The following is a 22126-nucleotide window of genomic DNA, read 5'->3' on the forward strand; positions in this document are numbered from 1 at the left end:
TGGTCCTGCTGCCGCTGAGGCTTGGCGTCCGTTTCGTCGCTATGCTGTGCTGCTTTTGTGGCACCGAATTGGGCCGATGAAATTCATAGGACGCGATGAAACCATTCGATCTGGGTGAGTTGTTCTTGTTGGCCGCGATTTGGGGCGCATCATTTTTGTTCATGCGTTTGGGTGCGCATGAGTTTGGGCCTGTGGCCATGGCGGCTTTGCGTGTGGGCGGTGCCAGTTTGATGCTCTTGCCCTTGTTGGCCATGCGCCAAGGTTTGCAGGAGTTGAGGCGCGAATGGCGTGCCTTGCTCTTGATTGGCTTGCTCAACAGTGCCATTCCCTTTGCCCTGTTCAGCTTTGCCGCGCTGTCCATCACAGCGGGTTTCTCCAGCATTCTGAACGCGACCACGCCGCTTTGGGGTGGCCTGATCGCGTGGCTCTGGTTGGGGCAGCGTTTGACGCCCTTGCGTTCCTTGGGCCTGGCTCTGGGTTTTGCAGGGGTGGTGTATCTGGCCTGGGACAAGGCCGGCTTCAAGCCGGGGGCCGATCATGCGGCTGAGATCCGCGCTGTCTGGGCGGTGTTGGCCTGTCTGGGCGCCACCTTTTGTTATGGTCTCGCCGCCAATTTCAGCAAGCGCTACACCGCGCATATCGCACCGCTGACGGTGGCCACCGGCAGCCAGTGCTATGCCGCCTTGCTGCTGGTCTTGCCTGCCCTTTGGATGTGGCCGGCCGAGCCCCCAGGCGCGCAGGCTTGGGCTTCGGTGACGGCCTTGGCACTGCTGTGCTCGGCCCTGGCCTACATCTTGTACTTCCGTTTGATGCAAAGAATCGGCCCCACCAACACGATTGCGGTGACCTTTTTGATTCCCGTTTTTGCGGTGCTGTGGGGCTATTTGTTCTTGGGTGAGGTGTTCACCGGGCAGATGGCTGCGGGCTGTGGTCTTGTGCTGATCGGAACGGCTTTGGCCCTGGGCTTGGTCCAGCGCAGGTGAAGGGCCGCTCGAGATGCAGCCCTGCCAGCGGAGTCTGAAGCGAATCCTCGCCGACTAAAGCGAGGACTTCAGCTTGTTGTCCGTGCTCAGCTCGGTCGCGCTCTTGAGCTTGCGGTACAAGGTGCTGCGGCCTATGCCCAGTTTGCGAGCGGCCAGGGCCAGATTCCCTTGGCAACCTTGCACGGCCGCTTGAATGGCCTGCAACTCGGTTTGCCTGAGGCTGAGCAGTTCGGCGGTCTGCTCGCACGAGCCTCGTCCCGTCGGGCCAAGACCTGCGCTGACGGGCTTTTCGGTTTGGCTTGAAGGGATGGGCTGGCTCACAGCATAGGCTGAGCTCTTGTGGCCTTCTTGGGCTGCAAAGGTTTGTGAACCGATCGGGCCGTGCTGGGTCGTGAAGGCAGATACCGCTTCATGGCCGGCTTCTGCCAACCCTGGATGGGGAGACGGCGGGGTCGACCGAGCCCTGCGCTCATGCCCCAAGCTCAGGCTGGCATGCACCTGCATGTCGGCGCCTATCTTGGTGAGTTGCAGTGCTTGCTCGGGCTGTTGACGGGTTTGAAGCAGCAATTGGTTCAGGTCGGCACCGAACAAGGATTGCAAACCGGTGCGACGAAGTTGAGCCGCGTTCTCGCCCAGGATGTCGATGGCGCTGCGGTTGGCACCGAGGACACGCCCCTCTTCATCCAAGGCGAGCACACCTTCTTGCAGGGTGCCCAGGCTGAGCGGATGGGGATGGAGGTGCAAGCGAAAGCTGTGTCTGAATTGCTCGTTGAACCACTGGGTTTCAATCAAGCGCGCCGACAAGGTCGCCAAGGCCAGGGTGTGGGGGTGGTAGCTGCGCCGATCACCCGAGACATTGATCACCCCCAGCAAACCGCCCTTGTGGTCGAAGATGGGGGCGGCTGAACAGGTCAGGAACTGGAACTCGCGCAAGAAATGGTCGTGCCCATTGACCACGGTGGGGGCTTCGTTCATCAAGGCGGTGCCGACGGCATTGGTCCCCTTGGCCGCTTCAGACCATACGGCACCCGGCGCCAGGGACACCTGTTGTGCTCTTGCCAAGAAGCCCGCATCACCGCCCGCATGCAAGACCACGCCACTGGCATCGCTGAGCAGCACCATGCTGTGGGAATGAGTCAGCTGTTGGTAGAGCATGTCCATCACCGGCAAGGCCTGGGCGCAAAGCCGCTCATTGCGCGACTGCAGGTCTCGCAAACTGCTGGGACTCAGGCAAGTCAAGTCGGCTTTGGCATGCGGGCTGAGGCCGAACACTTGGCAGCGCTCGTGTGAGTTCATCACCAAGCGCTGATGGTCGCTATTGCCTTGCACGGCAGACATTGCCGCAGGTCGTGAAGCTGCGCCCTTGGATGGGTAGCTTGTTGTGATCATCCATTCCTCCCCGTCGAGTCTTGAGCCTAGCATCCGGGGCAAACGCCAAGCTTGCGGACTTAGGGGGCCTGTGATCCAGATTTGCCCTAATGCCTGATCGTCACGGATCGGGCTAGCCCGGGCTCAATGACCCTTCAAGCGTTGCTGGTGGCACGCACTTCGCCCATGGTGGTCACGCCTTGCAGCACCTTGACGATCCCGTCTTGGCGCAGCGAGCGCATGCCTTCGAGCAAGGCGGTTTGCAGCAACTCTTCGGCGCGGGCGCCGGTTTGAATCTGCCGCCGCACGCCCTTGGAGACCATCAACAACTCATGCAAACCGGCGCGGCCCTTGAAACCCGAGTAGTCACAGGCTTCGCAGCCTGGGCTGTGAAAGTGCATCAGCCGGCCGTTTTCCCCGTAGTTGCCCAACCATTCGGCCAAGACCGACTCTCGAGTCGGTGCTTGCTCGCCGCTGAAGATGTGCAGGTAGTCATCCACCCATTCGTCTTGATCCGCTTCGCTCAGCGGGTTGCTGACCCGGCATTGGGGGCACAGCCTTCTGACCAGACGCTGCGCCAGCACCGCCAGCAAAGAATCGGCAAAGTTGAACGGGTCCATGCCCATGTCCAACAAACGAGTGACGGTTTCGGCGGCGCTGTTGGTGTGCAGCGTGGACATCACCAAGTGACCGGTCAAGGAGGCTTCAACCGCAATCTCGGCGGTTTCTTCATCGCGGATTTCACCCACCATGATGACGTCCGGATCGGCACGCAAGAAGGCGCGCAAGGCCTTGGCGAAAGTCCACTCAATGCGTGGATTGACCTGCACCTGACGCAAACCGTTCTGGGTGATTTCGATCGGATCCTCGGCGGTCCAGATCTTGCGCTCCGGCGTATTGATCTGTGCCAGCGCGGAATGCAAAGTGGTGGTCTTGCCGGAACCGGTCGGCCCCACACAAAGCACCATGCCGTAAGGGCGGTTGATGGCGTACTTGAGTTGCTTCAAGTTATTGGGTGACAGCCCCAACTTCTCCAGCGCGATCGGCTTGCTGGACGACAGCAAGCGCATGACCACATCTTCCAAACCGTTGTTGGTGGGGATGGTGGCCACCCGCAACTCCAGGCGGTGCTGTGGCGAAAAACGCGCGAAGTTGATCTTGCCGTCTTGCGGCTTTCGACGCTCCGAAATGTCCAGATCGCACATGATCTTGATGCGAGCGATCATCGCGTTACGGTAGGTGTTGGGCAGCTCCAGATAGGGCTTCAGCACACCATCACGGCGAAAGCGGATCTTCAGCTTCTCTGTACCTGGATGGGTTTCGATGTGGATATCGGACACCCCTTGGCTGCTGGCGTCGATGATCATGGTGTTGATCAGCCGCACCAGCGAGTTGTCACTTTGCTCGATCGGTGTGTCGTCTTCGCGCAGGCTCAACTCCTGGCCCTCGCGCTCCAGCGTCTCCATCAGCTTGTCGGCCTGATCGAGTGCGAAGTCCGATTGGAAGGAGGGGTTGTGCAAGTCGCGGCCGACGGCATCATTGCCGTAGCGTTCGTAGGCATTGGGAATCGCGAACTGCAAAGAGCCTATCTTTGTCAGCGTGGGGGTGACCTTGAGCTGCGAGATGAACTCGATTTCATCGAGCGCGTCGCGCCGGGTGGGGTCCTCCATCGCCACGATCAGGCGGCCGTCTCGCACCAGCAAGGGCAGCACTTCCAGCCGCTTGGCCACCGCATGCGGCAACTTGGCGATGGCATCGGGCTCAATCGAAAAATGCTCCACGTCCACCAAGGGGTAGCCCATCTTGCGAGCCAAGGCCGACTGCAGGGCCTGGCGCGTGACCACACCTCTGCGCACCAGCAATTCGCCCAAAGGCACCGAGCGGTCGCTGCGCTGCACCTCCAGCGCTTGGTCCAACTGCTCTTGCGTGATCAGATCCAGCGCCAGCAGAGCCTCTCCAATCCGAACCATCGGCATGCGGGCTTGCTGCTCAATGGCCAAGACCAGTTGCTCGGCGTTGACAATTTGTTGAGACACCAAGATGTCTCCCACGCGCCGGTTGCGCAGGCTTTGCTGCTCGGTTGCGGCCTCATTGATCTGCTCCGGCGTGACCAGCTTTTCTTTTACCAGCAAGTCACCAATGCGCTCGCCGATCTCGAAATGAGCCAAGACCTCGCGCGGCACAAAGATGCGCAACACCGAGTCATCGGTGTCACTCAGCGGGGGGAATAGGAACAAGCCCAGATCGTCTTGGCAATGACCGATGGTCATCCCTTTCAACTCGCCACCGCCGACAAAAAAGAGCTTGAACTCACTGCGTGGCCGGTGGTCGAGTTGCAAACCCAGTCCGCCCGTATCGGGTTCCCGTGGGGGGACCATGATGGGGCGCAACAGCTTCAGCGCCCGAAACTGGCTGAACTTCAGCTGCATTGCGCTGCGGGCCGGCGGCACCAGAATCTGGGCGCATCGCTCAGCAGCTGACATCAAGGTGATCTGACCCGCGCTGCGGCTGTTGTTCAGTCCCAGCACCTCGGCCGGCTCAGGGGCCGTTTGCACTTGTGGGCGGGGATAGGCGGCGTAGGGGGGCAGGGGCCAGCAAAAGCCGTGCTCGGCGCCCGCGGCGTCTTTCGGGGCGTACATGCTGGCTGACGGACTGTTGTCGTCATAGGGCCAGCTCAGCGGGGTGGACAAGTCGGGCATGCAGTTCTCCGGATTCGTGGGAGCAGGGCCAAGCAGCGCGGCGCAGACTCCTCGTTCCCCGCATGCTAACGTCCGCAGCGGCGCGCATTGCTTTGAAATGAGCGCGGCGCACCGTTCAAATAGGCGCAGCTGCCATGCGGCTGAGCTTGAGTCCGGCCCATTGCCTTGAAAACCATCTGCTGAGTAATCTGTGAAGCACAAGAAGATTTTGTTGACCGGCTTTGAGCCCTTTGGCGGCGAGTCCATCAATCCTGCATGGGAAATCGCGCGGGCCTTGGAGGGTGAGCGCGTGGCCGAAGCCTCGGTCGTGTCGCACTGCTTGCCTTGCGAGTTTGGGACGGCACTGGAGAGCTTGCGCGCCGCGCTAGCGACGCATCAGCCGGTGTTGGTGCTGGCGCTGGGCCAAGCCGCTGGCCGCGCCAGTTTGTCGCTGGAGCGGGTAGCCATCAACCTCGACGATGCGCGCATCCCCGATAACGCAGGCCGCCAGCCGATTGATGAGCCGGTGCTGCAGCAAGCGCCGACCGCCTACTTCTCGACCTTGCCCTTGAAGGCCATGGTGGCCGGTTTGCAAGCGGCCGGCTATCCGGCGGAGGTGTCACACAGCGCCGGAACCTTTGTGTGCAACCACCTGTTCTTCGGCCTTCAACACCAGCTTCACGGACAGGGGCTCCGGAGTGGCTTTATGCATGTGCCGCTCTTGCCGCAGCAAGCCAGCCACAAACCCGGCCAAGCCAGCATGAGCTTGCAAACCATGGTGGAGGGTGTCCGTTTGGCCTTGGCATTGGCCATGACGACCGGCACCGACCTGCGCCAAAGCGCGGGTACTTTGAACTGAGCGCAGGAGCGCAGAGGGTTCAAGTGCCCTGATCGGTCTCGGAATAGCGCCGCCAGCGCTGGCTGGCTTGGCGCATCAAGGCCAGTTGGTCGACAAAGACGGGGCAGGCCTTGCACATCAGCAGATGCACACGGGTCTTGACGCGCTCGCCCAAGGTCAGCGACCGGTCCTCGCCTTGCAGGACCAGTTGGGTGATCTCTCTGCAACTCGGAAACACCTTCTTGAGGCTCATGCTTTGGCTCCGACTTTTGCAGTCTGGGCATTCTGCTCAAACCAATTCTGTTGCAAACACTCACGCAGCCTGAGCCGGGCGCGGTGCAACATGACCCAGAGATTGGTCGGACTGAGCCGCAGTTCCTTACAGATCTCCTCGGTGTCCAGTTCCAACCACTCGCGCATCATGAAAAGCCGCCCTTGTTGGCCGGGCAGGTGTTCGACACAGGCCTCCAGCACGCGCATGAAGTCCAACTGCGTCAAGCAGTGATCGGGGTCGCCCCAATGCTTGGGGCTGTCGCGCCAATGACCATCGGGCGTGAAAAGGTCCTCGTCCAAGTCTTCACCGTCTTCAGCTGTCGTGGACATTTCGCGGCAGTTGCGACGAATCTGGTCGATCAGCTTGTGCTTCAGGATGCCGATCAGCCAGGTTTTCAGCTGTGAGGTGCCACTGAAGCTCTGCGGCTTCTCAATCGCAGCCAGCAGAGTCTCCGACACCGCATCTTCGGCCCATGCTCGATTGCGCAGCTGCAACTGTGCGTATTTCAGCAGTTGCGGGCGAAGCGCGTTCAAGGCTTGGGCATATTCGGCCATGAGAAAAAAAGATGGAGTTTTGAGCCCGCAGTGTAAGGACTGAGGCTTGTCTTGCGACAGACCCCTCGTCGGCGGCATGATCCGTCGGCCTGGCCGACAAGGTTCAATCGATGGCCTTGTCGGTGAGGGTCTCAAACTTGCGTTCATTCACTGTTACACAGGAGTTTTTATGAGTTCAAAAACCATTGTTTCTTCCGCAGTTGCTGCCGCTTTGTCCATGGGCCTGATGGGCGGGGTGTCCGCGCAAGAGTCTGGCGCCAAGGAAAAGTGCTACGGCATTGCCAAGGCCGGACAAAACGACTGCGCCAGCCTGAGCGGTAGTCATTCCTGTGCCGGTCAGTCCAAAGTGGATATGGCACCCGATGAATGGAAGTATGTGAGCAAGGGCACGTGCAAGAGCATGAAAGGCATGACGGCCGAAGAAGCCAAGGCCAAGTTGAAGAAGTAAGGCCTGCTGTTGCCCCACGACAGCACGAAGATCAGGCGATAAGCATGAAAGCCCAAGGTATGGCAGCGAATTCAGTGCTGGCTTTGACCGCGTCTTTGCAGATGCCGCAGGGATCCGCTTGGAGTCCGATGCAGCGTTCACGCCATTGGCCAGACTTGGGCCTTGGTGGCCCGGGTCTTCAAAGCCTGTTGGGGATTGGGTGGCGTCAAGCTCACTATGAGGAACTGCTGGCAAGCCGTCCTGCGCTGGGCTTCTTGGAGGTGCACTCCGAGAACTTCTTTGCTCAGGGTGGGGCGGCGCCCGCGGTCTTGATGGCGGCTCGCGAGCTTTACCCGATCAGCTTGCATGGCGTCGGCCTGTCCTTGGGTTCAGCTTGCGGCTTGGATTTGCTGCACCTGGAGCGCCTGGCTGCCTTGGTGGAGCAAGTCGATCCGGTCAGGGTCTCCGACCATGCCAGTTTTGCGCGCGTGGCTGCCGCTTGGCCTGGGGGCGCTGGTTTTGTACATGCCAATGATCTGCTGCCGATTCCTTTCAATGAGGCCAGTCTGGCCTTGATGGTCAGCCATGTTCAGCAGGTGCAGGAGCGTTTGCGCCGCCCGATCTTGGTCGAGAACCTCAGTGCTTATCTGGCCTGGGAGGGCGACACCCTAAGCGAGCCGGAATTTTTCAGTCAACTCTGCCAGCGCAGTGGTTGCGGGCTGCTTTTGGACGTGAACAATCTTTTCGTCAATGCGCGCAACCAGGGGTTTGAGAGGGCGCGAGCCGTCGATCAAGCCTGCGCCTGGGTGGATGTTTTGCGGCCCGGCTTGGTGGGTGAGTTTCATCTGGCTGGGCATGCTGAGCTACCGGGCATCGTGATCGATGACCATGGCAGCCGGGTCGCTTCGGAGGTTTGGCAGGTTTATGCCCATGCGCTGCGGCGCTTTGGGCCAATGCCCAGCTTGATCGAGTGGGACAACGACTTGCCTGCCTTGTCGCTGCTCTTGTCGGAGGCGGAAATGGCGGGCGCCGTGATGGCGGAAGTCTGCCCTCATGCCGCAGGGCTTGCGTCATGAAGGCCCAACAAGAAGCCCTGGTCGCTGCCTTGATGGCTACGGGGCCGGCTGAGTTGGCCGGTTTGAAGGCGCTGCCCGGCGTGCAAGCGCCGAACGCGGACCAGTCGCGAGATCCCGGCTTGGCGCGGGGGCTGCAAGCGTATCGACTCAATCAGCAGATCATGTCTGCCAAGGTGCTGGGCAGTGTGTACGGACGTGTGCAGCAAGAACTGGGCGAGGCGTCTTTTCGTGCGATGGCCTGGACTTTCTGGTGCGGTGCGCCGCCAGTCCAAGCTGAGCTCGGCCAGTGGGGATCAGGTCTTGCCGCCTTCTTGGATGCACAGGAGGGCATGGATGCTTGGTTGAGCGATCTGGCGCGATTGGAGTGGGCGACCCATGAGTTGGCGCAGGCCGCCGATCACGAGCCCGATGCGCAGTCTTGGCAGCTGCTGGCAAGACGTGACCCTGCCAATCTGGGGTGGCGTTTTCAGCCGGCAATGCAGGTGATGAGGGTTGATGCGCAGGCTTGGTCGCTCTGGCAGGGCCAAAACGAGTCAGGCTTGTGTGAATCGGGCCTCGTTTCAGTCTGCCTTTGGCGGCAGGGCTGGCGAGTGCAGTCTCGCCCTATGTTGGCGGCTGAAATGGCGTTCTTGCAGGCCATGCTTGCTGGCTTGAGCCTGGAAGACGGTTTGGCCCAAGCCGGCGCAGACTTTGACTTCTCTTTGTTTCTTCAGGATGCTTTGCGCTCGGGGCTTTTGCATTCGGTGCATGAAATGGCTTTTTCCCAGCAGGGTGCCCCAATGCATTCAATGACCGGCGCCCACGCCATGAGTGATACCTTATGAAAAATCTGGCCGTGCTTGTTTGGCGAGCCTTCTCTGATCCGGGCTTGGGTCATGCACCGCACAAGCTGCAGCAACTCTTCAGCCAGTCTCAAGCCATGGGTCTTGTGTTGGCCCGGCTCTATGTGGCGCAGGTTTTCTTTCTGTCGGGCCTGACAAAAATTCGAGATTGGTCCATCACCTTGGCCTTGTTCACCGACGAGTACCAAGTGCCTTTGCTCTCGCCCGAAGTGGCCGCCTACGCGGGCACGGCAGGGGAGTTGCTGCTGCCCCTGTTGCTGGCACTTGGCTTGGCAGGGCGATTCGCGGCCCTGGGCTTGTTGGTGATCAACGGGGTGGCTGTTTTGAGCTTGGCCGAAATCGCGCCCGCAGCCTTGCTTGGGCATCAACTCTGGGGCGTGCTGCTGCTGCTTGTGGCGCTCTGGGGGGCGGGCGCGTGGTCGCTTGATGCTTGGATTCGCAGGCTTGGCTCTTCGCCCCGCTGAGGCAGGCTACAAGGTTTGCTCTCGGGGGTCGAAGCTGAACACCATCAGCGGTGGCACCCGGCCGTCCGTATCGCGGGGCAGCGTCTCGGTTTTGTCGATGGCGCGCAGCACGGCTTTGTCCCACTCGGTGTCACCGCTGGCCTTGAGCAAACGCCGCGAGATGATGCTGCCATCGGGTGCCACGCGCACCTCAACCTCGGCCACCGGGTTGGCGCTGGGCGCCCCGTTGTAAATGATGTTCGGCCGGATGCGCGCCATGATGCGGCCGGCATAACTCGCTGAAGGCCCGGAACTCTTCAAGGCCGTACCGGTGGCATTGGCGCCGCCGCTGGCACCGGCCATACCCTGGATGCGCTTGAGGTTCTCTTGCCGCTGGGCTTCGAGCTTGGCCTCGCGGCGGGCTTCGGCTTCCTTGTTTTCCCTGGCCTGTTTGAGCTTGTCTTGTTTTTCTTTCTCCAACTTGGCTTGCTTGAGCTTCTCTTCTTTTTCTCGTTCCAGCTTTTCCTTGGCGGCCAATTGCTTCTTGCGCTCGGCCTCTTCGGCCAGGCGCTTGGCCTCGAGCTCGCGCTTGAGTTTTTGCTCGCGTGCTTTGTTCAGGGCGATCTCGGCATCACGCTCGGCCTGCGCCTCTTCGGGCGGCGGCGTCGGCTTGGGCTGAGGTTTGGCCACTTCAGGTTCGGGCTCGGGCTCGGGTTCTGGTGGGATCACTTCCCTGGGCGCGGCCGCCTGAGGGACGGCCGACCACAGCTCGGCCTCAAAAGCGGGCGGCGCTTTGGTGCGCCACTGCACGCCCGCGCTCAGCGCCGCCAGCAAGGCCGCATGGGCGACGAGGGCAAGCAGCAAGCCGCGCCCCAAACCGGGCGCTTCGGGCGGGCGAAAAGGATCGGCCTTGCGTAGGAAAAGCGTCGATGCCATCGATTCAATCAGCCGCCACTGTTACGAACTGCCAGACCCACGCGCTGCACGCCCGAGCTCTGCAAAATGTCCATCACCTTGACGACGGCTTCGTACTTGACCACCTTGTCGGCCGAGATCACCACCGGCGTGTTGGTCTGGCCGCCTTGCGCTTGTTTGACCCGTTCGGCCAGTTGTTTGAGCGCGATGGGCTGGGCTTCTTCCTTGTCCAGCTTCAGCTTCAGCTGCTCGTCAGCACCGACGATCACATGAATCACATGATCGGGCTGCGCGCGGCTCTTGCCCACGCTGGGCAGGTCAACCACGCCGGTCGTGATCATCGGTGCGCTGACCATGAAGATGATCAAGAGCACCAGCATCACGTCGATGAAGGGCACCATATTGATTTCATTGATGGTGCGGCGACGGCTTGAGCCGCGGGGGCTGATGGAGGCCATCTGCTAGTCCTGTTCTTCAGCGCACCGAGCCTGCGGGCGCGGCCGGGGGCTGGCTGGCATTGCGCTGCAGGATGTTGGAGAACTCTTCGATGAAGGACTCCAGCGTGATGGCGCTGCGGTCGATCTGGCGCGCAAACCGGTTGTAGGCGAGCACCGCAGGAATCGCCGCGAACAAGCCAATGGCGGTGGCCACCAGGGCTTCGGCAATGCCGGGAGCCACGGTGGCCAGGGTCACTTGCTGCACATTCGACAAGCCCACGAAGGCGTGCATGATGCCCCAGACGGTGCCGAACAGGCCCACGTAGGGCGAGACCGAGCCGACCGAGGCGAGGAAAGAGAGGTTGCTTTCCATGGCATCCAGTTCACGTTGGAAGCTGGCACGCATGGCGCGGCGCGCACCGTCGAGCAAGGCGCCGGGCTCGGTGACGCGGCGCTCGCGCAGCTTGAGAAACTCTCGCATGCCGGAGGCAAAAATGCGTTCCAGCGGTGCGCCATCGGTTTTGGTGGACACGCCGTTGTAGAGCTCGTTCAGGTTCTTGCCGGACCAAAAATCCTGCTCAAACGTGTCGTTACCGGTCTTGATGCGCGACAGCGAAATCAGCTTGCCAAAGATCACGCTCCAACTTGCCAGCGACATGATCACCAGCGTTGCAATCACCAGCTGTACGGTCAGGCTGGCATGAGCGATCAAGGAAACAATCGATAAATCTTGGTTCATGAATCCGAACAGTCTTGGTTGATGGCCTCGATCAGCGAGGCAGGAATACGGGTGGGCTTCAGATCGGCGTGAGCCGACCCCATGATGTCTGCGCTGCTGACGCAGCCAATGCGGATTTCACCTTCGGCCAACAGGCGCTCGCCGCAGAAGGCTTGCTGAAACAAGAGCATGCTGGCGCGACCGAGTTCGCGAACCTCGACCGTGACGCGCAGCAAGTCGTCGAGCCGTGCCGGGCGACGGTAGCTCACCTGCGTGTGGCTGACGACAAACATCACGCCAGTTTGCAAGCGCATCGCTTCTTGCGAAAAGCCCAGCGCGCGCAGCCACTCGGTGCGTGCGCGTTCAAAGAACTTCAGGTAGTTGGCGTAAAACACAACGCCGCCCGCGTCGGTGTCTTCCCAATAGACGCGCATTTCCTGCGCGAAACGATGCGGTCCTTGGCTCATGGTCTTTGCAGAAACTGCCCCAAGCGATCGATGGTTTCGCGCAAATCATCCAGGCTGGAGGCGAAGGACAGGCGCATCCAGCGCTGTGCGCCGGCTCGACCGAAGTCGCGTCCCGGCGTCAAGGCAATCTGAGCCTTGTGCATCAACTCGAAAGCGAAGTCCCAGCTGTTGTCGCACACGCCAGACACATCGATCCAGGCGTAAAACGCGCCATCGGGCATGACGGGAACCGGTAAACCCAGCGCCTGCAAGGCCGGCACGAGGTAGTCGCGGCGTTCGCGAAACGCTTGTCTGCGACGTTCATACTCGGCCAAGGATTCGGCATCGAAGCAGGCCAGGGCTGCATGTTGCGCAATGCTCGATGGGCAGATGAAGAGGTTCTGACTCAACTTCTCGATGGGAGCGACCAAGTCGGGCGGCAGCACCATCCAGCCGAGCCGCCAGCCGGTCATGCCAAAGTATTTGGAAAAGCTGTTCACCGAGATGACATCCGAGCCGAGCGCCAAGGCGCTGTGTTCGAAGCGACTGTCGTAGCTCAGGCCCAAATAAATCTCGTCGACCAGGGTGATGCCTCCCTTGGCGCGCACGGTCGTGACGATGTCCGCCAATACGGCCGGATCAATGGAGGTCCCGGTGGGATTGCTGGGCGAAGCCAGCAGCACGCCCCGTGTGTGGGTATTCCAGGCGGACTCGATTTGCTCGCAACTGGGCTGGAAGCGCTGCTCCGGGCCGCAGGGCAGCAAGACCGCCTCGGCATCAACCGCGGCGACGAAATGGCGGTTGCAGGGGTAGCAGGGGTCCGGCATCAGGACCTGATCACCGCGCTCAAACAAGGCCAAGCAGGCCAGTTGCAAGGCGGCGGAGGCGCCTGCGGTGATGACGATGCGCTCAGCGGCGACGTCCAGTCCGAATCGCTGGGCGTACCAGCGCGACAAGGCCTGTCGCAACGATGGCAGGCCGACCGCCGGCGTGTATTGGGTTTGGCCGGACTCGATGCAGGCCTGAGCCGCGGCTTGAACCGCGGCGGGTGCCACAAAGTCGGGCTCGCCTATGTTCAGATAAATCATTCGCCGGCCACCCTGTGCCGGGTCGCACAAAGGGCCACGAGCGATTTCCGCTGCGGCCTTGGCGCACTCCATCACATAGAAAGGCTCAATCTGCTCGAGCCGGCCGGCCAGCCTCATTTGGCCTTGCTGTCGCCGCTGTCTTTGCCGCTGTTGCGGGCCGCAACTTCGGTGGGGCGCAGATCATTGGCCGCGCGGTCGAGCACGCCGTTCACATATTTGTGACCGTCGGTGCCGCCAAAGGCCTTGGCCAATTCCACCGCCTCGTTGATCGCGACGCGATAAGGAATGTCGATGCAGTGTTTGAGTTCATAGGCGCCGATCATCAGCACCGCATGCTCGATGGGCGACAGGTCGGTGGTCTTGCGGTCGACATGGCGAGCCAACACCGCATCGAGGTCGGCGGCCTCCAGAATGCAGCCGTTGAGCAAGGCATCGAAATGGGCTTGATCCACCTTGCTGAAGTCGTCTTGCTCGCGCATGTGGGCGTCGATGGTGGCGACATCGTCGCCGGTGATCAACCACTGGTAGAGGCCTTGCAGTGCGGCCTCGCGCGAGCGCCGACGTGCCGACTTGGCTTGGCTGCGTTTGGCCACAGGCTTGGTCTTAGTGGCGGCTTTGTTCTTCGGGCTGGCCGGGGCGTTCTCGTTCGTGCTCACTGCAGTTCTTCCATCAAATTGGCCATCTCGACCGCCACACGCGCCGCGTCGCGGCCTTTTTCCTCAGCACGCGCCCAGGCTTGATCTTCGTTTTCTACCGTCAGGATGGCGTTGGCGATGGGAATGCTGTGATCCAGCCCCACGCGGGTCACCGCGGCGCCACTCTCATTGGCGACCAACTCGAAGTGATAGGTTTCACCGCGGATGATGCAGCCCAAGGCGATCAAGGCGTCGTAGTCTTCGCTATCGGCCATGGCTTGCAAGGCAATTGGCACCTCCAATGCGCCCGGCACGGTGACGTGGCGGATATGACGATCGGTCACGCCGAGTTCTTGCAGTTCGGTGATGCAGGCTTCAGCCAGTCGGCTGGTGATGGCGTCGTTGAAACGGGCTTGCACGATGCCGATACGCAGTTCTTCGCCATTCATTGAGGCCTGGGCCTTGCCATGGCCCTTGTCGGATCCTTGCATGAGCTTTGTCCTTCAGTTCTTGTTGTTGGTTTCGGGCTTGCCGGCCGAGTCGGCCACCTGAAAGCCTGTCACTTCCAGACCGTAGCCGGTCATGCTGGGCATGCGCCGCGGGCTGCCCAGCAGTCGCATCTTCTGAACACCCAAATCACGCAGAATCTGCGCGCCAACGCCGTAGGTCCGCAGATCCATGATCTTGGGTGCCGGCGCCGAGGCCGGGCGCGCCGGCGTGGACTTCAGCTGAGACAACAAGGTCGATGCTTCTTCGCCGCAGTTCAGCAGCACCGCGACGCCGCAAGGGGCGCGCTTCAACTCGGCCAAGGCCGCAGGCAAAGGCCAGGAGTGCGCCGAAGGGTTGGCATCCAGCAGATCCAAAATCGACAAGGGCTCGTGGACGCGCACCAGCACCTCGTCGCTGGGCGTCCAGCTGCCGTGGGTCAGGGCCAGATGAACCGCTCCGGTGCGGTCGCGGAAGACCTTGCAATCGAACTCTCCCTGGGCGGTCTGCAGCTTGCGCTCGGTCTCGCGGGTGACCAGCGATTCATTGCGGCTGCGGTGTTCGATCAAGTCGGCAATAGTGCCGATCTTCAGGCCATGTTCTTTGGCGAACTCGACCAGGTCCGGCAGGCGGGCCATGGTGCCGTCGTCCTTCATGATCTCGCAGATCACGGCAGCAGGCTCCAGGCCGGCCATGCGGGCAAAGTCACAACCGGCTTCGGTGTGACCGGCGCGCATCAGCACGCCGCCGTCTTGGGCTTGCAGCGGGAAGATGTGGCCGGGTTGCACCAGGTCGCGGGCTTCAGCGCCACGGGCCACGGCCGCTTGCACGGTGCGGGCCCGGTCAGCGGCAGAGATGCCGGTGGTGACACCGGTAGCGGCTTCGATGGAGACGGTGAAGGCGGTGGCGTGTTTGGTGCCGTTGCGGCTGGCCATAGGCGGCAGCTGCAGGCGTTCGCAGCGGTCGCGGGTCAGCGTCAGGCAGATCAGGCCACGGCCATACTTGGCCATGAAGTTGATGGCTTCCGGTGTGACATGCTCGGCCGCGAGAACCAGGTCACCCTCGTTTTCGCGATCTTCTTCGTCAACCAAGATAACCATGCGGCCGGCCGCGAGTTCGGCGACCAGCTCGGGAACAGATGATATGGGCATACCCCGATTGTAGAGGTGCGGGGTCAGGCTTTGCTTCAACTCAAAGCGGACGGGCACGCAAACGAAGGTCTTCACCCACCATTTGCGTGTCGATCCAGCGCCATTGCAGGGCCTGATCGAGATGCTCTAGCGGACCCAATGCGGCCATATCGCGGCCTTGGCCGAGTAGTTTGGGGGCCAGATACAGCAGCAACTCGTCGACCAGGCCTTCGTGCAGCATCGAGCCATTGAGTTTGTGGCCGGCTTCGATATGCAACTCATTGATGCCGCGTCGTCCCAGGTCCAGCATCACGGCGTCCAAATCAACCTTGCCTTGCGGACCGGCCAATTGCACGAGCTCAGCGCCTTGCGCGCGCAGGGCGGCTGCATGGTCTGCTTTGCTGAGTGTATCAAGCGCACAGTAAATCAAGACCTGACCGGGCGGCGCCAGTAGGCGTGCATCAGCGGGCGTTTCCAAACGAGAGTCGATCACCACCCGCAGCGGCTGCAGCGAGGTTTCGACCAGCCGCACATCCAGGCGCGGGTCATCGTCCTTGACGGTGCCAATGCCGGTCAGCACGGCACCCGCGCGCCGCCGCCAGGCATGGCCATCAGCGCGTGCCGCCGAGGCGGTGATCCATTGGCTCACGCCGTTGAGCAGGGCGGTGCGGCCATCCATGGACGCCGCCACTTTCAGCCGCACAAAGGGGCGGCCGCGCTGCATGCGGGCGAAAAATCCTAGATTCAGCTCTCTAACTTCATCTGCCAGCAGGCCCAGTTCGGTGTCAATACCGGCGGCGCGCATGCGCGCCAGCCCTTGGCCGGCCACCAAGGGGTTGGGGTCTTCATTGGCTGCGATCACGCGTTTCAGCTCGGCAGCGATCAAGGCGTCGCAGCAGGGGGGTGTGCGCCCGTGGTGAGCGCAGGGCTCTAGGGTGACGTAAGCGGTGGCGCCGCGCACATCGGCGCCGCGCGCTTGCGCATCGCGCAAGGCCATCACCTCGGCATGAGCCTGGCCCGCCGCTTGGGTGTGGCCTGAGCCCAGCAATTGCCCCTGAGCATCCACGATCACACAACCCACGCGGGGGTTCGGGTCGCTGAGGCCGATGGCCTGCTCGGCCAGGGCCAGCGCATGGCGCATGGCGCTCAAGTCATCAAGGAAAACGCGAGGCGCCATCTGCGCTGACCCTCAGTCCCAGGGCGCCGGTTCGGCGGAGCTGCTGGTGGACGCTGCAGCCGCACCGGGCAAGGTCAGCTCGGCTGGCTGAGGCAAAGCGGCCAAGGCAGCACCAGCGGCCAAGAAGTCGTGTTCGCCGCCCAGGCCGTCGATCAACTCAGGGATCAGCTTGCACAACTCGCCGGTGGCCAGGGCCGCGTCGGCGTCGAAAGCTTCATCCTTCTCAGGCGAATCGCGGCCCTCGAACACCAGGTCCAAGAAGCTGATCTTCTTGATCTGCAGCGTGTCGGTCAACATGAAGGACACACGGTCGCGCCAGGTCATGGCCAAACGGGTCGGGGCCTTGCCGCCGGTCAGATGCTGGCGCACCTCTTCGATATCGAGCGCATGGCGGGCGTAGCGCACCACCGACTTCATTTCGTCCGCGCTCTTGAGCTCGCATTCACGGTCGATGCTGAAACCTTCGGGCGGCACGCCGTCCATCAGCCAGGCGGCCATGCAGGTGGCAGGCGCCTCGGCGGTTTGAATCAGGTGCAGGTTCAGGCCTGGCAATTCCTTGATCAAGAGGGTTACGACCTCTTCAGCGCGGCTGGCACTGCCGGCGTCGATCATCAGCAGGTGTTGCGCGGGAGCAATCCAGACGCGAATCGCTGACTGCTTGGTGAAGGCCATCGGCAGCAGCTCCAGCGTGGCCTGTTCTTTCAGGTCTTTGGTCTGCTTTTTGCCGGGCTTGCGGCCGGTTTCCGCTTCGATGCGTGCGGCCAGTTCTTCGGTCTTGCGTTTCACCACCGAGCCGGGCAGCACGCGTTGCTCGATTACCAGCTTGAGCAACCAATGGCCGCCAACGTCTTCGATCAAGGGCGCGTGCTCAATGCCGCGCGGCGGCGCCCAACCCATGGATTGCTGCTGCGTAGCGCCACATTCGACAAAGACCGTCTTGGCCAGTTGGTCTTCAATTTGCTCTACCGTGGACTTCCAGTCGGGCCCGACCCGGTACACCATCAAGTTCTTGAACACTGCAATCCTTGCTCGCTGAGCCCGCCGCTTGGTCTCGTTTCGGCGGGCAAAAAGAGGATTGTCTCAGGCTTGCGGACGACTTCGGTCGCTGAAGTGAAGCAAGACCTTGGTTGACTACTGCGCGATCGGCGTTTCACTGCCCAAGGGCTGATGCAAGGCGGTGGCGTTGTTGCTGAAGATGCCTTGCGTTGGATCGATCGCACTGCCTATTGGGCAGTTAGCCGATGCGCTCAGCACTAAAAAATTCTGCCGTAGCAAAGGACCGTTGACTCGGGCGTAGTCCAGGGGATGCTCAGAATTGTCGATCTTGCGATCGCCGCTGTAGTCGGCGCTGTAGCGACAAACGGTGATGGGGATGTTGAGCTCGTTGGGACTGCTGGGCGGCTGCGCTGGCGAACGCAAGACCAATTGGGAGGCGAGCAGGTCGACTGGTTTCGCCGGTGCTGGCACTTCATCGGCAAGGTTTCGCAGAATCAGTCGAGCGGACCACGTGGTGTTGTTTTCGGCGTTGGGGTAAACGATGCAATGAAAATCAATCCGCTTGACCGTGCTCGGGTTCAAACCCAACGGGTAGCACTCATGCGCTGGCGCGGGGGGCGGTACAGCTCCGGGCGGTTTTTGCGGTGAGTTGGCGAGGCGAAGGGCAAATGGCAGCGAGGCCAAGGCCGGCTGGCCGGGGTAGGGCGGCGTGCTGAGCGCAAAGCTGACGGTGCCGCTGAGCAGGTAGGCAAAGGTCGATTGGCAATTGATCAAGTCTGTAGCCACGATCTCAGCGTTCGGCTTGCCCATGGCGACGCTGCATTTGCTGCTGATGGTGCCGGTCAGATTGTTGAAAACAAAGGCGACCGTGTCGACCGGGGAGGGCGCAAAAGCGCTACGGCCATCGCCCAAGTCCTTGGCAAGGAGCGGAATCGAAGCTTCGCGCCCACCGGGGCGCTGCGTCGTGAAGGAAGCCGGCGCGATGCCCAGAGACCCACTCAGGCTGGGATCGGCCGCGGCGATGAAGCTGTCCAGCAGCACAAACTGAGCGCCCTCGGTGCGGTCCTTCCAATCCACGCGAATGCGTACCGAAGCCAGCGCCGAAATGCCCGCAGGCGTATCGGTCACCGTGCGCGACAGCATGAAGGTGGCGTTGCTGTTGGCGTCCCCCGCATCCGCATTGGGTTCCATGGTTTGGATGTCGCTAAATGCCATGACGCCGGCCGCGGGGTTGGCGGGATCGGGGTGTGTCAGCAAGGAATAGGAGCGCAGGGTTTCCATTTGTTGTTGTGCTAGTCGGATCGCCTCGCCTCTTTGCTTGGATAGATCCGAGCCTCGTCGCAAGCTGCTTTGCAGGCCGACCAAGGCCACCATGCCGAAGGCCATGATCAATAGCGCTACCAGGGCTTCGAGCAGTGCGACGCCCTTGAGCCTGCCTGCCCAGGCGCGTGTTGGCACAAGGTCTTGGGGCCGCATGTCAGTTCCACCAACTGCCGGGCACACGCACAAAGCTGCCGGTGGCATTCTTGAGTTGCTCCAGCACGTCCCAGCGGTACCAGAGGTCGACGTTGCCGCTGATGGTCAAGTCGCCTTCAACGACCAGGGCACCGCTCAACAAAGCTTGCAGACCGCTGGTGTTGCTCCAACTGACAGGGCCTCGGCCGTACAGCAGCCCGCTCATTTGCAGTGCCGCATCAATGGTGCTTGGGCCGTCCACGACCACCACGATCGGGCTGCTGGTCGTGCCAAGCACCGTGGTGGTGTTGATGCTCATTGGCCCTTGGACCCACAGCATGCGTGCACCTTTGGCATAGGCTGCGGCCAACTGAGGTCCGCAGTCCCCGGCGCAACGAATCCTTCGCATGGCCGGTTGCTGGCTGTATTGGGCAGCGGACATGCCGAAAAACATCCCGAACAGCCGGGCCGCATCTGCGGATTGGAGCAAGGGGTCGCTCAAGAGCAGCGCCTGATGGACCGGCGTGCCAGGGATGCTGTCGAGTCGGCTTTCTTGCAGATTCGGAATGTCGCCATCCCCGGTTTGCAGCAGCAGACCGTAGCTGTTCTTGGCTTCACTGTTGTGCAAGCCAATGCCGTTGGCATCCAGAATGACTTGGCCCTTGACCGTCAGCGGCATCGCGGGGGGCACCTTGAGTGCGCTGACCAGGGCAGCATCCACTGCGACCACCGACTGGCCCACCACGGCGTCACGGGCAATCTCCACACCTTCGCAGTCCGACAGCGTGCTGCTGGTGCAGGCGGTAGCGATGATGCGAACGATGCCGGGTCGGTTGCCAACAATCGGTTTGGGGAACGTGACTTGGAAACTGGGCTGCATATGGGCAGCTGCAGCGGGTGCGGCGGCGGGAGGTGTCCAGGCCGTGGTGGGGCACCGGCAAACCCAGCCTTGTGCTTCGGTGCGGACACAGTCTGCGGCCGGCTTGTTGTCGAGTCGAATCGGGCTGACGACCCGGGTCGAGGCGCTGATGCTCAGGTAACGCGACCTGAAGCTGTTGGTGACGCCTGCATCGGTCAAACAGGCCTGATTGACAGCGTCGCTATTGAGCATGGCCAAGGCCCATTCGGCGCCTGCTTCGGCGGTCTCAAGTGCGACACCGGCGCGGTAGTAATTGCTGCCGATTCGCTGCTCAAACACCATGTTCCGGTTGGCAAAGGCGGCCATCATGGCCATGATCAAGAACAGCACCATGACGACGACCAAGGTGGCGGCGCCGCGTTCGGCCGGCGGCCTCGAAACCCGGCGATGGTTGCTGGGTTTCATTCGCAAGACCCCACGATTTGGTCATTGCGCATCCGGCTGGATAGCCGCAGGGTTCGAACCACATTGGCGTCGTGAGCCGCTTGCCCGGTTAGCAGGATGTCGAAACGCCGCAGCTTTTGCTGGGGAGGGCAATTGGCATTCCCGACCTCGCAGGGTTTGCTGCAGTAGTCCAGCAGCGGCAGGGTTTGCTCGTTCATCACAACATTGAATGCCGTGATGCGCAGGGTGTTGGGGTCAGTCAGCGGTTGATAAACATCGCCCAGGCGGAACTTCAAGATGCCACCTTCCAGCTTGAAGCCGAAACGTTCGGTGCTGGAATTGACGGTGTTGTCTTCGGGGGAGACAGCCGGTGGGTTCACGGGGCTGAGGCGGTCTTGGTGCCGAGAATAGCTGTATTCGAGCACCGGGCCCGTCTGAGTTTGCGTCAAGGTGCTGGTGGCATAGGCGTTGGCGAGCGGTGCGGGATCGTTGGGTGACGGACTCCACACGCCGCGCATCGGTACGGCCCAAGACCCGCTTCGGCGCAAGTCGCGCAACATCAAGTCAGCGGCGGCGCGCAGGTCTTGCTGCACCTGGGTCTCCAGCATCAGGCGTCGGTGGTCGGCCAGTTGTCCGGTCATCATCAAACTGGCGCCTGCCACCACCACCATGCCGACCGTGATCCCAACCATCAGCTCAATCAAGCTGATGCCTCGGTTTTTGCTGCGGGAGTTGCGGTCTATGAGCTTGCGCACGTCGGCACTCCACTCATGGTGCTGCCGCTGGGCGCACAGGTCGAAACCCGGCCCATGGTATTGACCTGAACCTGCAACTGCGCGCCTCTGAGGCCGATCACCTTGACCGCAAAGCCGGCCACGGAGTTCGTCATGCGCGGGTGCTGAAAGGAAATGCTATTGGGCTCGAAGGGGTCGAACTGTCCTGTCAAACGCAGGTGCACGCCCTTGCTGCTGGGGATCTGCACTGTGCGCAGTTCTGCCGTCTGGCCTGTGCAGGCATTGCCGGGCGGGCGACTGCAATCACAGCCACCGCTGGCGCCGAAGTAGCGAATCGTGTAGCAACTCATGCCCGCCGGCTGGCCGAAAGAAACGATCACATCGTTGCGTTTGCCTCCCAAGCCCGCTTCGGCCCGAGCGAATGCCAGATCATTGCTGAGTTCAGCGGCCACCATTTGCACCCGTTGGCGGTTCAGGATGTCAGCAAACGAAGGTGCAGCAACGGCCGTCAGAATGCCCAGAACCGCCAGGACAACCAAGACTTCGATGAGTGTCACGCCGAAAGCCCAGCGAGTCTTCATTGCGGCCAGCATTGGGTGGATGTATTGGCGGCGCCGCTGTCTTTGGCTTCATAGAAGATGTTGCCGCCATCGACGCGGATCGACAGTTCTGCGCACTGGCTATCGCGCGCTTGTACGCTGCTCGAGTTGGGGGTCGCCTTGGCAATGTAGCCAAATGCGAAGCTTGCGGGCTGCCGTATGCCTGCCAGGCTGATCTCGTAATGGCCGCCGGCAGACTGCGAACCCAGCTTCAACCCGTCATCGCCCAAGGACGCAGCGTAGCTGCCACGATTGCTGCGCCACCGCTCCTGGGCTTGCACGACGGCGGTCAAGGCGGTGATGGCGTCAGCCCGGCGACCTTTGGCGACTTGCTTCTGGTAAGCGGGCAATGCCACCAGGGCCAAGATGGCAACAATCACCCCGACCAGCACCAACTCGATCAAGCTGAAGCCTTGGCACGCTCGGCAAGCTCGGCAAGCTCGGAAAGCAGGCTGAGCGGCGCCCCGCCCAGCCCGGTGTCTCTGGCAGTCCTTTTGAGCCTCTGATCTCATGGCCTGATTATG

Annotated in this window: 25 protein-coding genes; 6 read left to right on the top strand and 19 right to left on the bottom strand. The window is 61.6% G+C overall.

What is annotated here, in order from left to right:
• Positions 1-95 precede the first annotated feature (95 nt).
• Positions 96-983 carry a DMT family transporter gene (locus ACOVRJ_RS03210; protein ID WP_422042457.1) on the top strand — a complete coding sequence of 296 codons (888 nt, stop codon included), beginning with the start codon at positions 96-98 and terminating at the stop codon, positions 981-983.
• Positions 984-1037: 54 nt separating this feature from the next.
• Here ACOVRJ_RS03210 and ACOVRJ_RS03215 read toward each other — a convergent pair whose 3' ends face one another.
• Together ACOVRJ_RS03215 and ACOVRJ_RS03220 are read right to left on the bottom strand one after the other, a co-directional pair.
• Entirely contained in the window at positions 1038-2321 is a 1284-nt protein-coding gene (locus ACOVRJ_RS03215; RefSeq protein ID WP_422042458.1) for a GAF domain-containing protein, read from the bottom strand.
• Between the two features lie 185 nt (positions 2322-2506).
• Complete coding sequence (locus ACOVRJ_RS03220; protein ID WP_422042498.1) at positions 2507-4390, bottom strand: GspE/PulE family protein; 1884 nt, start codon at positions 4388-4390, stop codon at positions 2507-2509.
• Positions 4391-5240: 850 nt separating this feature from the next.
• Between ACOVRJ_RS03220 and pcp the strand changes: the two genes are divergently transcribed.
• A complete protein-coding gene (gene pcp, locus ACOVRJ_RS03225) occupies positions 5241-5888 on the top strand; it encodes a pyroglutamyl-peptidase I (protein ID WP_422042459.1) in 648 nt (215 codons plus the stop codon).
• A 19-nt stretch (positions 5889-5907) separates the two neighbouring features.
• Here pcp and ACOVRJ_RS03230 read toward each other — a convergent pair whose 3' ends face one another.
• A complete protein-coding gene (locus ACOVRJ_RS03230; RefSeq protein WP_422042460.1) occupies positions 5908-6120 on the bottom strand; it encodes a zf-HC2 domain-containing protein in 213 nt (70 codons plus the stop codon).
• Positions 6117-6695 carry a sigma-70 family RNA polymerase sigma factor gene (locus ACOVRJ_RS03235; RefSeq protein WP_422042461.1) on the bottom strand — a complete coding sequence of 193 codons (579 nt, stop codon included), beginning with the start codon at positions 6693-6695 and terminating at the stop codon, positions 6117-6119. Before ACOVRJ_RS03235 ends, ACOVRJ_RS03230 begins: the two co-directional genes overlap by 4 nt.
• A 169-nt stretch (positions 6696-6864) precedes the next feature.
• Here ACOVRJ_RS03235 and ACOVRJ_RS03240 point away from each other — a divergent pair, with 169 nt between their 5' ends.
• Genes ACOVRJ_RS03240 through ACOVRJ_RS03255 form a run of 4 tightly spaced genes read left to right on the top strand, consistent with a single transcriptional unit; the run spans position 6865 to position 9504 of the window.
• Positions 6865-7143, top strand: a complete 279-nt coding sequence (locus tag ACOVRJ_RS03240) for a DUF2282 domain-containing protein (protein ID WP_422042462.1) — start codon at positions 6865-6867, stop codon at positions 7141-7143.
• A gap of 59 nt (positions 7144-7202) precedes the next feature.
• Positions 7203-8198 (top strand): DUF692 domain-containing protein, encoded by a 996-nt coding sequence (locus ACOVRJ_RS03245; RefSeq protein WP_422042463.1) that lies wholly within the window; start codon positions 7203-7205, stop codon positions 8196-8198.
• Positions 8195-9022 carry a putative DNA-binding domain-containing protein gene (locus ACOVRJ_RS03250; RefSeq protein ID WP_422042464.1) on the top strand — a complete coding sequence of 276 codons (828 nt, stop codon included), beginning with the start codon at positions 8195-8197 and terminating at the stop codon, positions 9020-9022. The genes ACOVRJ_RS03245 and ACOVRJ_RS03250 overlap by 4 nt, the downstream gene beginning before the upstream one ends.
• Complete coding sequence (locus ACOVRJ_RS03255) at positions 9019-9504, top strand: DoxX family protein (protein WP_422042465.1); 486 nt, start codon at positions 9019-9021, stop codon at positions 9502-9504. The genes ACOVRJ_RS03250 and ACOVRJ_RS03255 overlap by 4 nt, the downstream gene beginning before the upstream one ends.
• A gap of 6 nt (positions 9505-9510) precedes the next feature.
• On the opposite strand, the gene tolA is transcribed toward ACOVRJ_RS03255, so the two are convergent.
• The 15 genes from tolA to ACOVRJ_RS03330 form a co-directional block, all read right to left on the bottom strand.
• Positions 9511-10419: a cell envelope integrity protein TolA gene (gene tolA / locus ACOVRJ_RS03260; protein WP_422042466.1), complete on the bottom strand. Its 909-nt coding sequence runs from the start codon at positions 10417-10419 to the stop codon at positions 9511-9513.
• 8 nt (positions 10420-10427) lie between these two features.
• Positions 10428-10856, bottom strand: coding sequence for a protein TolR (gene tolR / locus ACOVRJ_RS03265; RefSeq protein WP_422042467.1), 429 nt, complete (start codon positions 10854-10856; stop codon positions 10428-10430).
• A gap of 16 nt (positions 10857-10872) precedes the next feature.
• Positions 10873-11574 (bottom strand): protein TolQ, encoded by a 702-nt coding sequence (gene tolQ, locus ACOVRJ_RS03270; protein WP_422042468.1) that lies wholly within the window; start codon positions 11572-11574, stop codon positions 10873-10875.
• Positions 11571-12020: a tol-pal system-associated acyl-CoA thioesterase gene (gene ybgC, locus ACOVRJ_RS03275; RefSeq protein ID WP_422042469.1), complete on the bottom strand. Its 450-nt coding sequence runs from the start codon at positions 12018-12020 to the stop codon at positions 11571-11573. The genes tolQ and ybgC overlap by 4 nt, the downstream gene beginning before the upstream one ends.
• On the bottom strand, positions 12017-13204 hold the full coding sequence (locus ACOVRJ_RS03280; protein WP_422042470.1) for a pyridoxal phosphate-dependent aminotransferase: 1188 nt from the start codon (positions 13202-13204) through the stop codon (positions 12017-12019). The genes ybgC and ACOVRJ_RS03280 overlap by 4 nt, the downstream gene beginning before the upstream one ends.
• A complete protein-coding gene (gene nusB, locus ACOVRJ_RS03285) occupies positions 13201-13743 on the bottom strand; it encodes a transcription antitermination factor NusB (protein WP_422042471.1) in 543 nt (180 codons plus the stop codon). Before nusB ends, ACOVRJ_RS03280 begins: the two co-directional genes overlap by 4 nt.
• Complete coding sequence (gene ribH, locus ACOVRJ_RS03290; RefSeq protein ID WP_422042472.1) at positions 13740-14213, bottom strand: 6,7-dimethyl-8-ribityllumazine synthase; 474 nt, start codon at positions 14211-14213, stop codon at positions 13740-13742. The genes nusB and ribH overlap by 4 nt, the downstream gene beginning before the upstream one ends.
• Positions 14214-14225: 12 nt before the next feature.
• Positions 14226-15359 (bottom strand): bifunctional 3,4-dihydroxy-2-butanone-4-phosphate synthase/GTP cyclohydrolase II, encoded by a 1134-nt coding sequence (gene ribBA, locus ACOVRJ_RS03295; RefSeq protein WP_422042473.1) that lies wholly within the window; start codon positions 15357-15359, stop codon positions 14226-14228.
• 40 nt (positions 15360-15399) lie between these two features.
• Positions 15400-16515 carry a bifunctional diaminohydroxyphosphoribosylaminopyrimidine deaminase/5-amino-6-(5-phosphoribosylamino)uracil reductase RibD gene (gene ribD / locus ACOVRJ_RS03300; RefSeq protein ID WP_422042474.1) on the bottom strand — a complete coding sequence of 372 codons (1116 nt, stop codon included), beginning with the start codon at positions 16513-16515 and terminating at the stop codon, positions 15400-15402.
• Between the two features lie 12 nt (positions 16516-16527).
• The gene (locus ACOVRJ_RS03305; RefSeq protein WP_422042475.1) at positions 16528-17532 is read right to left on the bottom strand and encodes a recombination-associated protein RdgC; all 1005 of its coding nucleotides are present in this window, start codon (positions 17530-17532) and stop codon (positions 16528-16530) included.
• A 114-nt stretch (positions 17533-17646) separates the two neighbouring features.
• A complete protein-coding gene (locus ACOVRJ_RS03310; RefSeq protein WP_422042476.1) occupies positions 17647-18987 on the bottom strand; it encodes a type IV pilus modification PilV family protein in 1341 nt (446 codons plus the stop codon).
• A gap of 1 nt (position 18988) precedes the next feature.
• Positions 18989-20290, bottom strand: coding sequence for a pilus assembly PilX family protein (locus ACOVRJ_RS03315; protein WP_422042477.1), 1302 nt, complete (start codon positions 20288-20290; stop codon positions 18989-18991).
• Complete coding sequence (locus tag ACOVRJ_RS03320) at positions 20287-21024, bottom strand: PilW family protein (RefSeq protein WP_422042478.1); 738 nt, start codon at positions 21022-21024, stop codon at positions 20287-20289. Before ACOVRJ_RS03320 ends, ACOVRJ_RS03315 begins: the two co-directional genes overlap by 4 nt.
• A complete protein-coding gene (locus ACOVRJ_RS03325; protein ID WP_422042479.1) occupies positions 21009-21596 on the bottom strand; it encodes a pilus assembly FimT family protein in 588 nt (195 codons plus the stop codon). Before ACOVRJ_RS03325 ends, ACOVRJ_RS03320 begins: the two co-directional genes overlap by 16 nt.
• Entirely contained in the window at positions 21581-22114 is a 534-nt protein-coding gene (locus ACOVRJ_RS03330) for a type IV pilin protein (RefSeq protein WP_422042480.1), read from the bottom strand. Before ACOVRJ_RS03330 ends, ACOVRJ_RS03325 begins: the two co-directional genes overlap by 16 nt.
• Positions 22115-22126: the final 12 nt, after the last annotated feature.

This window comes from Roseateles sp., from assembly GCF_049240545.1.
Taxonomy (GTDB): Bacteria; Pseudomonadota; Gammaproteobacteria; order Burkholderiales; family Burkholderiaceae_C; genus Paucibacter_A.

Excerpts from the sequence above, each read along its gene's own strand:
- ACOVRJ_RS03210 (WP_422042457.1), top strand. The coding sequence starts at position 96 with ATGAAACCATTCGATCTGGGTGAGTTGTTCTTGTTGGCCGCGATTTGG.
- ACOVRJ_RS03215 (WP_422042458.1), bottom strand. The coding sequence starts at position 2,321 with ATGTCTGCCGTGCAAGGCAATAGCGACCATCAGCGCTTGGTGATGAAC.
- ACOVRJ_RS03230 (WP_422042460.1), bottom strand. The coding sequence starts at position 6,120 with ATGAGCCTCAAGAAGGTGTTTCCGAGTTGCAGAGAGATCACCCAACTG.
- ACOVRJ_RS03235 (WP_422042461.1), bottom strand. The coding sequence starts at position 6,695 with ATGGCCGAATATGCCCAAGCCTTGAACGCGCTTCGCCCGCAACTGCTG.
- ACOVRJ_RS03240 (WP_422042462.1), top strand. The coding sequence starts at position 6,865 with ATGAGTTCAAAAACCATTGTTTCTTCCGCAGTTGCTGCCGCTTTGTCC.
- ACOVRJ_RS03245 (WP_422042463.1), top strand. The coding sequence starts at position 7,203 with ATGGCAGCGAATTCAGTGCTGGCTTTGACCGCGTCTTTGCAGATGCCG.
- ACOVRJ_RS03250 (WP_422042464.1), top strand. The coding sequence starts at position 8,195 with ATGAAGGCCCAACAAGAAGCCCTGGTCGCTGCCTTGATGGCTACGGGG.
- ACOVRJ_RS03255 (WP_422042465.1), top strand. The coding sequence starts at position 9,019 with ATGAAAAATCTGGCCGTGCTTGTTTGGCGAGCCTTCTCTGATCCGGGC.
- tolA (WP_422042466.1), bottom strand. The coding sequence starts at position 10,419 with ATGGCATCGACGCTTTTCCTACGCAAGGCCGATCCTTTTCGCCCGCCC.
- tolR (WP_422042467.1), bottom strand. The coding sequence starts at position 10,856 with ATGGCCTCCATCAGCCCCCGCGGCTCAAGCCGTCGCCGCACCATCAAT.
- tolQ (WP_422042468.1), bottom strand. The coding sequence starts at position 11,574 with ATGAACCAAGATTTATCGATTGTTTCCTTGATCGCTCATGCCAGCCTG.
- ybgC (WP_422042469.1), bottom strand. The coding sequence starts at position 12,020 with ATGAGCCAAGGACCGCATCGTTTCGCGCAGGAAATGCGCGTCTATTGG.
- ACOVRJ_RS03280 (WP_422042470.1), bottom strand. The coding sequence starts at position 13,204 with ATGAGGCTGGCCGGCCGGCTCGAGCAGATTGAGCCTTTCTATGTGATG.
- ribH (WP_422042472.1), bottom strand. The coding sequence starts at position 14,213 with ATGCAAGGATCCGACAAGGGCCATGGCAAGGCCCAGGCCTCAATGAAT.
- ribBA (WP_422042473.1), bottom strand. The coding sequence starts at position 15,359 with ATGCCCATATCATCTGTTCCCGAGCTGGTCGCCGAACTCGCGGCCGGC.
- ribD (WP_422042474.1), bottom strand. The coding sequence starts at position 16,515 with ATGGCGCCTCGCGTTTTCCTTGATGACTTGAGCGCCATGCGCCATGCG.
- ACOVRJ_RS03310 (WP_422042476.1), bottom strand. The coding sequence starts at position 18,987 with ATGCGGCCCCAAGACCTTGTGCCAACACGCGCCTGGGCAGGCAGGCTC.
- ACOVRJ_RS03315 (WP_422042477.1), bottom strand. The coding sequence starts at position 20,290 with ATGAAACCCAGCAACCATCGCCGGGTTTCGAGGCCGCCGGCCGAACGC.
- ACOVRJ_RS03325 (WP_422042479.1), bottom strand. The coding sequence starts at position 21,596 with ATGCTGGCCGCAATGAAGACTCGCTGGGCTTTCGGCGTGACACTCATC.
- ACOVRJ_RS03330 (WP_422042480.1), bottom strand. The coding sequence starts at position 22,114 with ATGAGATCAGAGGCTCAAAAGGACTGCCAGAGACACCGGGCTGGGCGG.